The sequence below is a fragment of the Eilatimonas milleporae genome (assembly GCF_003688555.1).
GTDB classification, from domain to species: domain Bacteria; phylum Pseudomonadota; class Alphaproteobacteria; order Sphingomonadales; family Kordiimonadaceae; genus Eilatimonas; species Eilatimonas milleporae.
The window spans coordinates 45,026-58,306 of sequence record NZ_REFR01000002.1 but is presented as its reverse complement, the minus strand read 5'-3'; the positions used below and the strand labels follow the sequence as shown (position 1 = coordinate 58,306).

14 protein-coding genes are annotated in these 13,281 nt (G+C 61.4%); 9 read left to right on the top strand and 5 right to left on the bottom strand.

Annotation, left to right across the window (positions count from 1 at the left end; translation table 11 throughout):
- The first annotated feature begins 164 nt into the window (after nt 1–164).
- The 4 genes from BXY39_RS00645 to BXY39_RS00630 are packed head-to-tail and all read left to right on the top strand — an operon-like array spanning nt 165 to nt 2,334.
- Nucleotides 165–866, top strand: a complete 702-nt coding sequence (locus BXY39_RS00645) for an EI24 domain-containing protein (protein ID WP_121936920.1) — start codon at nt 165–167, stop codon at nt 864–866.
- Nucleotides 863–1,432, top strand: coding sequence for a hypothetical protein (locus BXY39_RS00640; protein WP_121936919.1), 570 nt, complete (start codon nt 863–865; stop codon nt 1,430–1,432). Before BXY39_RS00645 ends, BXY39_RS00640 begins: the two co-directional genes overlap by 4 nt.
- Nucleotides 1,413–1,655: a DUF6460 domain-containing protein gene (locus BXY39_RS00635; RefSeq protein ID WP_121936918.1), complete on the top strand. Its 243-nt coding sequence runs from the start codon at nt 1,413–1,415 to the stop codon at nt 1,653–1,655. Before BXY39_RS00640 ends, BXY39_RS00635 begins: the two co-directional genes overlap by 20 nt.
- Before the next feature lie 25 nt (nt 1,656–1,680).
- Nucleotides 1,681–2,334, top strand: a complete 654-nt coding sequence (locus BXY39_RS00630; protein WP_121936917.1) for a DUF938 domain-containing protein — start codon at nt 1,681–1,683, stop codon at nt 2,332–2,334.
- A 42-nt stretch (nt 2,335–2,376) separates the two neighbouring features.
- Here the strand turns inward: BXY39_RS00630 and olsB are convergent, their stop codons facing one another.
- The 3 genes from olsB to BXY39_RS00615 form a co-directional block, all read right to left on the bottom strand.
- Complete coding sequence (olsB, locus tag BXY39_RS00625) at nt 2,377–3,267, bottom strand: l-ornithine N(alpha)-acyltransferase (RefSeq protein ID WP_121936916.1); 891 nt, start codon at nt 3,265–3,267, stop codon at nt 2,377–2,379.
- Between the two features lie 142 nt (nt 3,268–3,409).
- Nucleotides 3,410–4,738, bottom strand: a complete 1,329-nt coding sequence (locus BXY39_RS00620; RefSeq protein WP_121936915.1) for an AmpG family muropeptide MFS transporter — start codon at nt 4,736–4,738, stop codon at nt 3,410–3,412.
- The gene (locus BXY39_RS00615; protein WP_121936914.1) at nt 4,735–5,499 is read right to left on the bottom strand and encodes a hypothetical protein; all 765 of its coding nucleotides are present in this window, start codon (nt 5,497–5,499) and stop codon (nt 4,735–4,737) included. Before BXY39_RS00615 ends, BXY39_RS00620 begins: the two co-directional genes overlap by 4 nt.
- Nucleotides 5,500–5,709: 210 nt before the next feature.
- Between BXY39_RS00615 and BXY39_RS00610 the strand changes: the two genes are divergently transcribed.
- From BXY39_RS00610 to BXY39_RS00590, 5 genes are all read left to right on the top strand, one after another.
- Nucleotides 5,710–7,107 (top strand): RsmB/NOP family class I SAM-dependent RNA methyltransferase, encoded by a 1,398-nt coding sequence (locus BXY39_RS00610; RefSeq protein ID WP_170163518.1) that lies wholly within the window; start codon nt 5,710–5,712, stop codon nt 7,105–7,107.
- Nucleotides 7,108–7,234: 127 nt separating this feature from the next.
- A complete protein-coding gene (rpe, locus tag BXY39_RS00605; protein ID WP_121936912.1) occupies nt 7,235–7,894 on the top strand; it encodes a ribulose-phosphate 3-epimerase in 660 nt (219 codons plus the stop codon).
- 61 nt (nt 7,895–7,955) lie between these two features.
- On the top strand, nt 7,956–9,689 hold the full coding sequence (locus BXY39_RS00600) for a heparinase II/III family protein (protein WP_121936911.1): 1,734 nt from the start codon (nt 7,956–7,958) through the stop codon (nt 9,687–9,689).
- Nucleotides 9,690–9,739: 50 nt separating this feature from the next.
- Entirely contained in the window at nt 9,740–11,344 is a 1,605-nt protein-coding gene (gene purH / locus BXY39_RS00595; RefSeq protein WP_121936910.1) for a bifunctional phosphoribosylaminoimidazolecarboxamide formyltransferase/IMP cyclohydrolase, read from the top strand.
- Between the two features lie 12 nt (nt 11,345–11,356).
- On the top strand, nt 11,357–11,806 hold the full coding sequence (locus BXY39_RS00590) for a GNAT family N-acetyltransferase (RefSeq protein ID WP_121936909.1): 450 nt from the start codon (nt 11,357–11,359) through the stop codon (nt 11,804–11,806).
- Nucleotides 11,807–11,839: 33 nt separating this feature from the next.
- On the opposite strand, the gene nth is transcribed toward BXY39_RS00590, so the two are convergent.
- Together nth and BXY39_RS00580 are read right to left on the bottom strand one after the other, a co-directional pair.
- Complete coding sequence (gene nth, locus BXY39_RS00585) at nt 11,840–12,475, bottom strand: endonuclease III (RefSeq protein WP_121936908.1); 636 nt, start codon at nt 12,473–12,475, stop codon at nt 11,840–11,842.
- 9 nt (nt 12,476–12,484) lie between these two features.
- A complete protein-coding gene (locus BXY39_RS00580) occupies nt 12,485–13,279 on the bottom strand; it encodes an alpha/beta hydrolase (protein ID WP_121936907.1) in 795 nt (264 codons plus the stop codon).
- Nucleotides 13,280–13,281: the final 2 nt, after the last annotated feature.

Sequence of the window (13,281 nt, the reverse complement as noted above, 5' to 3'; positions counted from 1 at the left end):
GGGATCGGGGCACCATAGGTGGGCACATGAGGATTGCAAGCACCATCAGGCGTCATTGACGAAAAGCCGGGCATTGCGCAAAACAGGGGCGCCGCCTATGTCATAAGGGAAGAAAAACACATCAACAGGGAGGACGGTGCGGGCCGTGCCCGGACCGGCAGTCTATGCTTACGACAGCCATGCACAGAACCTGGGCGCAGATTTTCGACCCGACCTTCCGCAGTGTTTTGCTGATCAGCATCGGGTTGGCGCTGCTCGTTTTCGCGGCCGTTGTAACCGGCACGCTTTACCTTTGGCCGGCGGATCTGACAACCGGCTGGGAATGGGTCGACAATCTCGGCTTCACCCTTGTGGTCATCGTGGCGGTTTATCTGCTGTTTCCACCCCTTGTCACCATGATGATGGGACTCAATCTGGAGCGGATCGCCGGCGCGGTGGAAAGCCGGTATTATCCGAACAGTCCGGCCAGTCGGTCCGTCGGCATGGGCGAAGCCCTGTCATCCGCGCTGAAACTGACGCTGCTGATGATCGCCCTCAACATCGTAGCCCTCATTCCGTATGTATTTCTGCTGTTCACCACCGGCGGTGTCGGCACGCTGGCCCTTTTTCTGGTCCTGAACGGCTATCTGCTGGGACGCGAATATTTCGAGATGGTGGCCCTGCGGCACCTGCCCGTGGACGCGATGCTATCCCTGCGCAGACAGGCCCGCGACCGCATACTGATGACGGGCATTCTCATTGCCGGCATGTTCGCCGTGCCGTTCCTCAATATCCTCGCCCCCATTCTGGGGGCAGCAGTGATGACCCACGCCTTCCACCATCTGAAAAGCGGTGGGACCGCCAGCGGCATGCGGGGCCCCCGATGACGCTCCGGTCTGAATCCATGCCCCACTCCCTGCTGCTGGGCGTGATGGGCGTTATTCTGCTTGCCGGCTGTGCCGGCGGCACAGCCCGGAACCAGGTCTCAAACAGCGCATCCGCCGAGGCACAGCCCGCCCTGCTGGCTGAACAGCTCTCGGAAGACACAAAACCCGACATTCCGGCCTATGTGGCGGAGCCGGGCCATGTTCTTGGCCTGACACCGGCGGATGTTCAGGACTGGCTGGGTCCACCCGATCTGGTGCGCCGCGACGGGCATGTCCAGATCATGTTGTATAAGGGTACGGATTGCGCACTGGACGTGATATTTTTTGAAACCAATCCCGAGGATCATTTTCGTGCCGGCGACCTTCTGGCCCGCGACAGTGATGGCAAAGCCATGAACGCGGCGACGTGCCTGCTCGGGCTGGCACCAGGCAGACGACCGCAAAACGGCATGCCGGCCCCAATGGATGAAAGGATCGGTATGGATACGGGCAGGGCGGACAGTCATGCCCCCGGGCCTGAACCATCAGCGGAAAGGGCTGTTCCCCATGTCAAATTCCCCCTTTGATCTGCGTCTTATTTTCAGGCTTGTCATCATCAGTATGATCGTCGGCGCAGTTCTGTACTGGCTGCGGATCAGCCCCGGCGATATATATGGCTGGGTCGCAAATCAACTGGCCAGCCTGTGGAACTGGTTTGCGGGGACCGGTCTGGATTATCTGCTTCTCGGCGCCAGTATCGTGGTCCCCATCTATCTGATTTTGCGCCTGAAACAACGGGTCAGCCGCTGACAACCGGCAGAGAGGACGACACGCAATGAGCAAGGATTTCTTCTCGCCTGAACAGGATGGTGACAGGGATAAACGGCTTTTCGCACCGGCGACGGCCCGCAACCGCGAGCCGATCGCCGAAGTCCTCCGCGACATTCTGCCTGAAACCGGCATGGTGCTGGAACTGGCCAGCGGCAGCGGCGAGCACGCCGTTCACATGACCGCAGCGCTGCCGCATCTTTACTGGCAACCCAGCGACGTTGACCCTGCCCATCTGGCCAGTATCGCCGCATGGGCCCGGCATGCCCAAAACCCTCGGCTGTTGCCGCCGATGCGGCTGGACGCACGGGCCGATGACTGGATGCTGACGGGCCTGCCGGCACCGGTTGTGGCCATCACGGCGATTAATCTCATCCACATCGCATCATGGGATGTGGCCGAAGGGCTGATTACCGGGGCGTCAAGGTATCTGGAGACCGGCGGTATCCTGTACCTATACGGCCCCTTCATGCGTCACGGCGCCCACACCGCCCCGTCGAACGAAGCGTTTGACGCCTCTTTAAAAGCACGTGACCCGGCATGGGGCGTGCGCGCCATGGAAGACGTGGCGGCCCTGGCGGAGACAGCCGGGTTTGCCCCGCCGGACATACGATCAATGCCCGCGAACAATTTTTCGCTGATCTTCCGGAAACTGGATTGACGGCATCCTGGCCGCAGGGCGGACGAACAAGCCGGGGACGGCTTAAAGTGCCACGGCGTCCTCGACGGGGTCGTTCGCCCCTTCACCGACCTTGTAATGTTTCAGATACCGCTTGGCGATCCGTTCGACAGGCAAAAGGATAAACACATCCGTCGTGCCGAATTGTGTGTCGACAACGGCCCCTTCGCCAATGAAACAGCCGATACGCAGATACCCCTTGATCAAGGGCGGCAGCGCCCGGCGTGCCGTGCGGGCGTCCACGTCTTCGGCCGGCATGGTGTTCATGTCGACGAACCGGCCCTCAAGCGCGCGGACCTTGAAATCGTCAGGCACCAGATGATTGTGGTGCAGATAGGCAAAAGCCTCGCGGAAAGCGCTCGGGTCCGTGCCGGGAAAACTGGCGCAGCCAAACATGTAGGCAATATTGTATTGCTTCAGATATTCAGCGATGCCTTTCCACAAAATATTGATGATCGCGTTTGCACGGTAATCCGCATGGACGCAGGATCGGCCCAGTTCGAGAAGCTGTTTCCCCTCGCCCACAAGCGCGCGAAAGGACTCGCCGCTGAGAGGGGACAGATCATACTCGCCGGCGGAATAAAACCCCTTGTGCGCCTCGGCCACCTCCTGGCGCAGCAACCGGTAGGTGCCGACAATGCGTTTGCCGCGCGGGCGCGCATGATCGATCACCAGAAGATGATCGCACACGGCATCATACGGGTCGATGTCGCGCCGGGTCACACGGGCACGCCAATCCGGACGCGCCGCCATTTCCTCATAAAAAATACTGTAGCGCAAACGCTGGGCAGCCTTGATCTCCCGAAAAGAGCGGGCAAGACGAACCTCGATATTCCCTTGACGGACGTAGGTTGGGGCACCGGCCATGGCCTGGGCGGCTGCCACACGCGGTCTGAGACGTGCGTATTTTTTCATAACCCCCTCCTCCTACGTCCCTGAGAGGACAATTATGTTACACCGAGATGACCGCACTGTGACGTTTTTTTCTTTATCGTGCGTCTCCCGGCATATTCTTACCGAACACCCTTCGGGAAATTCCCGGCCCACACCGCCGGCATCAGCCCTGCCCGGTTTCCTGTTCCACACCGACGGACCGGCGCCACAGAAGCAGCAGCATGATCAGGCCGGGCACGGCGGCGAGGGTCGAAAACAGAAAAAACGACACCCATCCCAGATTTTCCGCCAGCACCCCGGAAAAAGTGCCCATGATGGCGCGCGCCTGTGATGCCAGCGAGGACAGCAGGGCATACTGCGTTGCGGTGAAGGACAGGTTGCACAGGCTGGAAAGATAGGCGATGACCACCGTGGTGCCGAGGCCGGTGGCAAAATTCTCCGAGCCGATGGTGACGGCCAGGGCAAAAACGTCATGGCCGCGTGTCGCCAGCCAGGCAAAAACCAGATTGGTCACCATCATGAGTATCCCGGACAGGGCCAGTGATCTGTAAACCCCGGCCACCCGGTACAATACGGCACCAAGGGCAATGCCCACCCAAAGCGCGATGGTCCCCACCAGCTTGTTGGCATTGGCCATTTCACCCTCGGTGAATTGCAGATCCACCATCAGGGGTCCGGTCATGATCGCGGCAATGGCGTCGCCCGCCTTGAACAGAAAAATGAACAACAGAATCAGAAGCCAGTCCCGCCTGTGGGTAAATTCGACAAAGGGCAGGACAACCGCCTCATGCAAGGTCAGTCGCACCTTTTCCAGACCCTTCGCTTTGGCGATGAGGCTCTGGTCCCTGACCAGCAACGGGTCTTCCTTATGCGCCGGTTCCCCCACCCAGATCACGGCGACCAGACCGGGCAACAGCAGCAGCACAAGCAGGGCAATGGCCACGGACCAGCCGGCGCTTTCGGCGACCCTGAGAACACCATAGCCGGCGATCAGGTTGCCGGCCCGGTACCCGAAGGCCACCATGGATGCACCGTGCCCAAGCCTGTCCTTGGGCAGGACTTCGATACGGTAGGCATCGATCACCGTGTCCTGACTGGCGGACAGGAAACCAACCGCCAAAACCACGAACCCGATCAGAACCGTATCGACGGCAGGGTCAAGGACTGACAGATACAGGATGGCGACCGCCAGACCTGCCTGTATCAGCACCAGCCAGGCACGGCGCCGGCCAAAATAACGGCTGAGGAACCCCAGAGGCACCCGGTCGATAGCCGGCGACCACAGGAATTTCCAAGCATAGGGTGTCGTCGCCAGCGCGAAAATACCGACCGTCTCTTTTGAAACCCCGAACCTGGACAGCCAGATGCCTGTCAGACTGATCACCAGCGTCAGCGGAAACCCTGACGACATCCCCAGCAGAAACGTCGCCAGAACCGGTTTTTCAGCATATGGCGCCAATCCCTTCAGCCAGTCACTGAAGGCACGGGTCACGCCGCGGCCCCTTCAAGTTCGGCCAGCATTTCCGGTTTAACGACAACCCATAGCGCCTGTGCCTTGGCCACAAGGCGACCCTCGCCGTCAAAAACGGCCGTTCCGGCACGGCGCTTGCGGCTGCTGCCAGTCTGACCGTCCCTGTCCAAAGACCAGCCGATAACGGTGGCCGGCTGCCGTCCGTCCAGGGGTTGAAGAATTTCACCGGTCATACGGGCCAGAAGGGCGGGTTCACCGCGTGCAACCGCCATGTATCCGGGACAGTCCAGTGCGCACCAGATATATTTGGGCTTCACAGTCCCATCGGCGTGACAGAAAGAGACATGCGGCTGCCATACGGCCAAAACCTGATCATCGCCGCCGATAGGTTTGGCGAAAACATTCAGCCCGTCCCCCCAAGAACGGTTTTCACCGCAGACAAAACAGCCGCCAAAAGGTACAAACCCGCCATCCGGTGGAGGCGAATCCCTATTTGGCGCCCGCCGGCCGGCGTCCGGGCCGACATTGCCCCGGTCCAGCGGCACGTCCAGATCCAGCCTGTCCGGTGCACTTTCCGCCAGAAGCCTGCCGCTATCGAACAGGAAACGGCGGCCGCCGTCACGCTCTTCCAGTGTCAGGTCACGTTCAAGGGGCGGCGGTGCCTTCAGGGCCACATTCACCGGGCCGCTGATGCCTTCGGCCATGAGACCGCAGATATACCCGCCATTGGCGCTGGCGGGCGGGCCGTTATAGCGTTTGTCGATCTGAAGGGTGCGCAGCATCAAAACCTCCTTGTGCCTCCACCCTTCCTAACGGGCACGCAGGCCGTCAGGCAAGCGTCCGTCTGCGCAAGGCCAGTGACACAGACGGGACACAGACGGGACACAGACTGGAAAACAGCACAGAAAACAGTTCAGAAAATACTTGGAAAGCAATACTGGTGAATGACCCGTATTGACCCGTTCATCATTAAGGCGCACAAGCGGTGCCGCATGAAAAAGATACCCTCCAAACAGACAACATCCAGCCATGACACGGCGGCGGACCCTATGCTCCAACCACGGCGGATCGCGGTCGAGACCCTGATCGGGGTTCTGAAAAAACGGCGTGACATGGATACCGCCTTTGCCGAGGCCCTGAAGCGGACCGGCACTGGAGATACAGGCACTGGGGATACAGGCACTGGGGATATCGGCCCGCGCGACCGGGCTTTCGCACACCGTCTTGCCGGGACGAGCGTGCGGCATACCGGATTTTTGCGCCATATACTGGCCGACATGGTGCGGGAAGGGTTGCCGAAAGGTACGACCCGCGCCGAGGCGGCATTGATGACGGGCCTGTCGCAACTGCTGTTTCTGCGCACGGCCGAATATGCCGCCGTCAATGAGACCGTCGCCCTTGTCAAAACACTGGCACCGCATGAAAGCCGCCTGGCCGGTCTGGTCAACGCGGTCCTGCGCCGGGCGGGGCGGGACCGCGCCCGCCTTCTGAAAATGTTGGAGACCCGGCCCGAACTGATGCTGCCGGACTGGATTGCCGCGCGCTGGCGCACCCGTTTCGGCGACGGGGAGATGCGGCGGCTTGCCGCTGCACTGACGGACACCCCACCGCTTGATCTTGCCGTCCACCCGGACACGGACGTCGCGGATCTGGCGGAACGGCTTGGCGCCCGGCACCTGCCTCTCGGAGCACTGCGGCTGGATGCGGCCGGCACACGGGTTGAAGAGCTGCCCGGCTATGAACAGGGGCAGTGGTGGGTGCAGGATCAGGCGGCGCAGCTGCCCGTCACAATACTGGGCGCACGGACCGGGGAACGGGTGCTGGACATGTGTGCCGCACCGGGTGGAAAAACCCTGCAACTGGCCGCTCTCGGCGCGGATGTCACAGCGGTCGACCGGTCCGAGCGGCGGTTGGAACGGGTCCGTGAAAATCTTGCCAGGACAGGGCTGACCGCAAAGACCGTCGCCGCGGACGCCGCCGCCTTTCGTCCCGATAGCCCGCCGGACCGGATCCTTCTCGATGCCCCCTGCAGCGCCACCGGGACCTACCGGCGTCATCCGGACGTGTTGTGGATCAAACAGCCGGGCGACATCGAAAGCCTCGCGGCAGTGCAACAGCGCCTGCTTACCCATGCCTTTGACCTGCTCGATACCGGCGGGACACTTGTTTACTGCGTCTGTTCGCTGGAAGCGGAAGAAGGCCCGGACCGGATCGCCGCCTTCCTCGATGCAACACCCGCCGCCCGCCGGCTGCCGCTGAGCCCGGCGGAACTGGCCGGCCATAGCGACCTGATCACATCCCGGGGCGACCTGATGACACGGCCGTCCATGATGGCCGGTGATGGCAGACTGGACGGTTTCTTCGCCGCCCGGCTGACCAAAATCGGTTAGCGCAGACAGGTTGAACACCCTGAAATCCTGATCCGGCAGGCTGCCGGCCCTGTCATGTTGCGGGGGACTGACGGCCCTGTTCGCAAGGATGCTTGCCGCACCGGAGGCAAGCTGCTAATCAGGCCCCATGCAAAAGCCGGTTCGCATCGCCCCGTCCATTCTGTCCGCCGATTTCGCCAAACTGGGCGAGGAGGTTCGCGCTGTCGATGAAGCGGGTGCCGACTGGATCCATGTGGATGTCATGGACGGTCATTTTGTTCCCAACATTACGATCGGACCGGATGTGGTAAAGGCATTGCGCCCGCATTCGGACAAGGTTTTCGACGTCCATCTGATGATTGCCCCTGTCGATCCCTATATCGATGCCTTTGCCGGGGCCGGAGCCGATATCATCACCGTCCATGCCGAGGCGGGTGCCCATACCCACCGCACCCTTCAAAGGGTAAAACAGGCGGGCTGCAAAACAGGCGTTTCCCTTAATCCCGCCACATCCGAAAGCATTATCGATTATCTGTACGAGGATCTGGATCTGATTCTTGTCATGTCGGTCAATCCGGGTTTTGGCGGGCAGAGCTTTATTGACGGTCAGTTGCGCAAGATTGCCGCGATCCGCAAACGGATCGACACACTGGGCCTGGACATTGATCTGGAAGTGGACGGTGGTGTGAACGCCGAAACGGCACCGCAGGTGATCGCAGCCGGCGCCGATGTTCTTGTGGCCGGCAGTGCCACATTCAAGGGCGGTCCATCGGCCTATGCAGAGAATATCCGGCGTCTGAAAGGATAACGATCATGCCGGACCGCCACTGTCGCCGGGTGGACAGGGTCCGAAGAAGGGGTAAACAGGCATGAGCGCTTTTGACAGCATCGCGCTTGCCGCCGTGCCGGGGCGTCGCACAACGCTGTTCCGCGCCAAAGGCGGTGCATCCCTGCCGCCTGCCCTGTCCCGGTCGTGGAAAGCCCTGAAACACTGGGCGTATGGCACAAAACTTTATGAATTTCGCCTGAAAGGGCGTCATCCCGTCCAGCTTCTGAGCAGTCCTGACGACCCGCATCCCGGCAATGGCACGCGGGGGTCGGCCCTGATAGCGGGCGACATGATCGTCGGCCCATACAATCTGAAAACGGGTGACGGTTTCTGGCGTGATGTCGCAGCGGCACCCGCACCGCTTGCCCGGCATGCCGCATGCTTTCGTTTTCTCGGCGATCTGGCGGCGCTGAGCAGCCAAAAAAGCGCACGCGAAACCGCTGAAAGGCTGACGCGTGCCTGGCTCGAGGAGGACTGCGCCTGGAATCCGATGAAATGGTCGCCGGATGACATTGCCGAACGCATCGTCAACTGGATCGTCCACGCCCCGCTGGTGTTGTCTTCGCTGGACCTTGTTTACCGGTCGAGGCTGCTGCATTGCATGGCCCGCCAAATCCGGCATCTTGCCAACACACACCGTGACACGGTGCCGGGACTGGGGCCGGTCAGAAGCGCCGCCGCCCTGACACTGGCCGGCCTGGCCCTGCCGTCAAGCCGGACGTGGTGCGTGCGCGGGGAAAAGGCACTGAACCGGGCCATCGCCCGTTTCATCCTGGCCGACGGCGGGCCGGCAAGCCGGAATCCCGGCGATCTCGTGCCGCTCATCCGCCTGCTGGTCATCTTGCGCAGCGCCTATCTGGACCGCGAGGACGTCCCCCCGGAAACAATCCAGCACACCCTGGACAGAGTGGGTCCCTTTGTACGCGGATTGCGCCTGTCGGACGGCAGTTTTGCCCATGTCAACGGCGCGGCAAACGACGATGTAACCGGATTGGACGCCTTGCTTGCCGCCAGCAATGCAAGCGGCAAAGCATTGGAAAATGCCTCCCACTCGGGATATCAGCGGCTCAGCGCGGGACGGGGAACCGTGGTCTGCGATGCGGGGCCACCGCCTGCGCCGAAACTGTCAGCCTGCGCCCATGCGGGCACGGCCGCCTTCGAGATGTCCAGCGGACGTCAGCGCCTGATCGTCAATATGGGCCATGCGGATACACCGCCGCCTCTCGCCGGACTGGATGATCTGACACGCACCAGCGCCGCCCACAGCACGCTGATTCTGGACAACCGGAATTCCAGCCGCCTGCTGCCGAACGGACAGATCGGCAAGGGCGTCACCAGCGTGCAGATCGAACGGCACAGCAGTGAGAGAGGGGACCGCATCACACTGGTGCATGACGGTTACGCCGCCCGTTTCGGCGTGAAGCATCAACGCACCCTGTCGCTCAGCCCCGACGGGCTGGTGTTGGAAGGACAGGACAAGCTGGTCGGCAAACCCAGCCGTTTCCTGAACGGGTGCAACGCGTGCCTGCGCTTTCATCTTCATCCGGATATCCAGGCCGCCATTGCGCCGGACGGCCGGGTGGTCCTTGAGACGCCGTCCGGAGAAGGCTGGTTGTTTTCCGCCAACAACGGGGATATCGCCCTTGATGACAGTCTTTACCTGCCGCGCCGTGACGAGATTGTCGCCTGTCAGCAGATTGTCGTGATTGTCACGCCTTCGAGCCTGAAGGAGGACGGCTGCGTCTGGCGGCTGGCCCGCGATCCACTCGCCTGACCGGTTTTCGCCTTTATCCATCCAAGCAAGACCCAAGGAAACGCGCCCTGATGAGCGAACGTCAAAGCAATACGAACAGTGTCACCCCGATCACCCGTGCCCTTTTGTCGGTATCCGATAAGACCGGCATCATCGACCTCGGCAAGGCCCTTGCCGGGCACGGCATTGAAATTCTGTCAACAGGCGGCACCGCGCGCACCCTGAAAGAGGCCGGCATCGCGGTTACGGATGTCAGCGACCATACGGGATTTCCCGAAATCATGGATGGGCGGGTGAAAACGCTGCACCCGACGATTCACGGCGGTATCCTGGCACGCCGCGACAAGGACGCTCATCGCAGCGCCATGGAGGATCACGGTATCGGCGGCATCGATCTGGTGGTGGTCAATCTGTATCCTTTCGAGGAAACGGTGGCAAAGGGCGCCGCCTTCGGGGATACGGTCGAACAGATCGACATCGGCGGTCCGGCAATGGTTCGTGCCAGCGCAAAAAACCATGCCTTTGTCACAATCCTGACGGATCCGGCGGATTATGACGGCATCCTTGCCGAAATAGGCGGGCATGGCGGTACCACGGCGGAAACGCGCCTTAGACTGGCGAAAAAAGCCTTTCAGCGCACGGCGGCCTATGACACCGCGATCAGCGGCTGGCTGGCGACGGAGACCGGCGACGTGCTGCCGGACCGACTGACGGTTACCGCCACAAAGGTACAGGACTGCCGTTACGGCGAGAACCCGCATCAGAATGCCGCCTTTTACGAAACCGTGGAAAACCGGCCCGGTATCGCCACCGCCAAACAGCGTCAGGGCAAGGCTTTGTCCTATAACAATCTCAACGACACCGACGCCGCTTTTGAACTGGTCAGCGAATTTGATCCGGACAGGCCCGCCGTTGCCATCATCAAGCACGCCAATCCGTGCGGCGTGGCCACGGCCGACAGTTTCAAACAGGCTTATGAAAAGGCGCTGATATGCGATCCCGTTTCGGCTTTCGGCGGGATCGTTGCGTTGAACGGTGAACTGGACGGCGCCACGGCAACGGAAATCGTCAAAATCTTTACCGAGGTGATCGTGGCGCCCAGCGTCAGTGACGAAGCCGCCGGCATCATCGCGGCCAAAAAAAATCTCCGTCTGCTGACCACCGGCGGCCTTGCCGATCCGGCACAGCCCGGCCTGACGCTGCGCACGGTGGCCGGCGGCCTTCTTGTGCAGGGACGCGACACCGGTCAGATCGGTGCGGACCGGCTGAATGTCGTGACGCAGCGCGCGCCGACACCCGATGAAATGGCCGATCTCCTGTTCGCTTTCCGGGTGGCCAAGCATGTCAAGTCAAACGCCATCGTTTACGCACGCGGACAGATGACGGTCGGGATCGGCGCAGGGCAGATGAACAGGCGTGATTCCTCGCGCATTGCCGCCATTCGTGCGGGCGAAGCGGCGGAAGCCGCCGGTGAAACGGACAGTTTCGCGAAAGGGTCCGTTGTCGCGTCGGACGCTTTTTTCCCCTTTGCCGACGGTCTCATGGCGGCAGCGGAGGCCGGCGCGACAGCCGTCATCCAGCCGGGCGGGTCGATCCGCGACGAAGACGTCATCGCCGCCGCCGACAAGGCGGGGCTGGCCATGGTATTCACCGGCCAGCGGCATTTCCGCCACTAAAAAATCCGCAGGATGTTCGACCATCTTGAGAAAGGAACGGTGGCCGATCTGGACTTCGTCCTACTGGAAGAGGCCCGGAGCGAACACCGTTTCATCCATCGCTGGCCTGAGCCTGAACATCGCCGGGCGCTCACTGACCCCGCCTGTCACTATGTGGTTGGCCGCAACAAGGCTGACGGTGCGATCGGATATGGCATTCTTTTCAAACAGGACGATGGCGCCGTTGAACTGCGGCGCATCGTCGTCAACCAGCCGAACAAGGGCATCGGCAGCGCCTTTTTAAAAGCTGTTCTGACCTACTGCACCGGCGCACTTCAGGCTCAGCGCGTCTGGCTGGACGTTTATGAGGACAACAGCCGTGCCCGGCATGTCTATGAAAAGCTGGGCTTTCGGGAAACACCAAAACGTCTGAAAGGTGACGACAGCGCCACACGTATCGTTATGGAATGGCGCGGACCGTAACGCACGCGCAAGGCCGAGCCCACTTCACAGGGCCTATGCCGTTTTTGCCTTGTAACGGCAAAGATCATAGACCTTGCATACGGCACAGTCAGGCTTGCGTGCCTTGCAGATATAACGGCCCAACAGGATCAGCCAATGATGCGCGGGCCGCGCATACGCCGGCGGGATCGCCTTCATCAGCTTTTTCTCCACCTCCAGCGGGGTCTTGCCGGGGGCAAGGCCGGTGCGGTTGGACACACGAAAAATATGGGTATCCACCGCACAGGTCGGGTGGCCGAAAGCCTCGTTCAAGACCACATTGGCAGTCTTGCGGCCCACACCGGGCAGGGCCTCCAGCGCATCGCGGTCGTCCGGCACTTCGGAGCCATGCTCGGCAACCAGTTTCTCCGACAGGGCCAGCACATTTTTCGCCTTGTTACGGTAGAGGCCGATGGTCTTGATATGCTGCGTGATACCGTCAAGGCCCAGCGCGACCATCTTTTCAGGCGTGTCGGCAATGGCAAACAATGCCTTTGTCGCCTTGTTCACGCCCTTGTCCGTCGCCTGCGCCGACAGCACCACGGCAACCAGCAGGGTGAAATGGTTGACGAATTCAAGCTCCGTGCGCGGGTCGGGATTGTCCTCCGCAAGGCGGCGGAAAAAGTCTTCCCTGTCGGCCTTTTTCACCATGACATGTCCTTACGGGTTGTTCCTTGAGGGCGTTTCCTGGCCGTTCAAGAGGGCGAGGATTTCATCCACCGTGCGGGTCAGCCGCGCCAGATCCTGATCGGTGGACAGGCGGTGATCTCCTGCCGGGATCAGGGTCAGCGCCGGGTCGGGGCTGTCGACCTTTTCCGCGAGCGTCACAGCCGTCTCCCACGGTACATCCGCATCCTGCATGCCCTGCAGCAGACGCACCGGCCCGGCAACGGGAAGCGGGCCGGTCAGAACGCTGTTCTTTCTGCCGTCATCAAACAATGCTCTGGTGAAAATATAGGGGTCAGGGCCATAATCGCTGGGGATTTTGACAAAACCGTCGCGCAAAATGGTGGCGCGCAGGTCATCGTTCAGCTCATGGGTCCACATCCGCTCAGTAAAGTCCGGTGCGGCGGCAATGCCGACAAGACCGCGCACCCGCAAAGGCCATCGGCGGGCCAGCAGCAGGGCGACCCACCCGCCCATGGAGGAACCGACCAGCACCAGCGGTCCGTCCGCCCCGACTGCCGCGTCGATCACGGCAGCGGCATCCTCGGCCCAGAGGCCGATGGTGCCGTCCTCAAACTTCTCGGAACTGGCCCCGTGACCGGAATAATCCAGCCGCAGAAAAGCCTGCCCCCGGGCGCGACAGTGTTCTTCCAGCGTGGTTGCCTTTGAACCGGTCATATCGCTCATGAAACCGCCAAGGAAAACCACCGTGGGGGTAGCTCCCGGCGTATGATGATAAGCAAGTCGGCGGCCGGACGGATGGTCGAAAAAGTCGGGTTGGTCGGTCATGC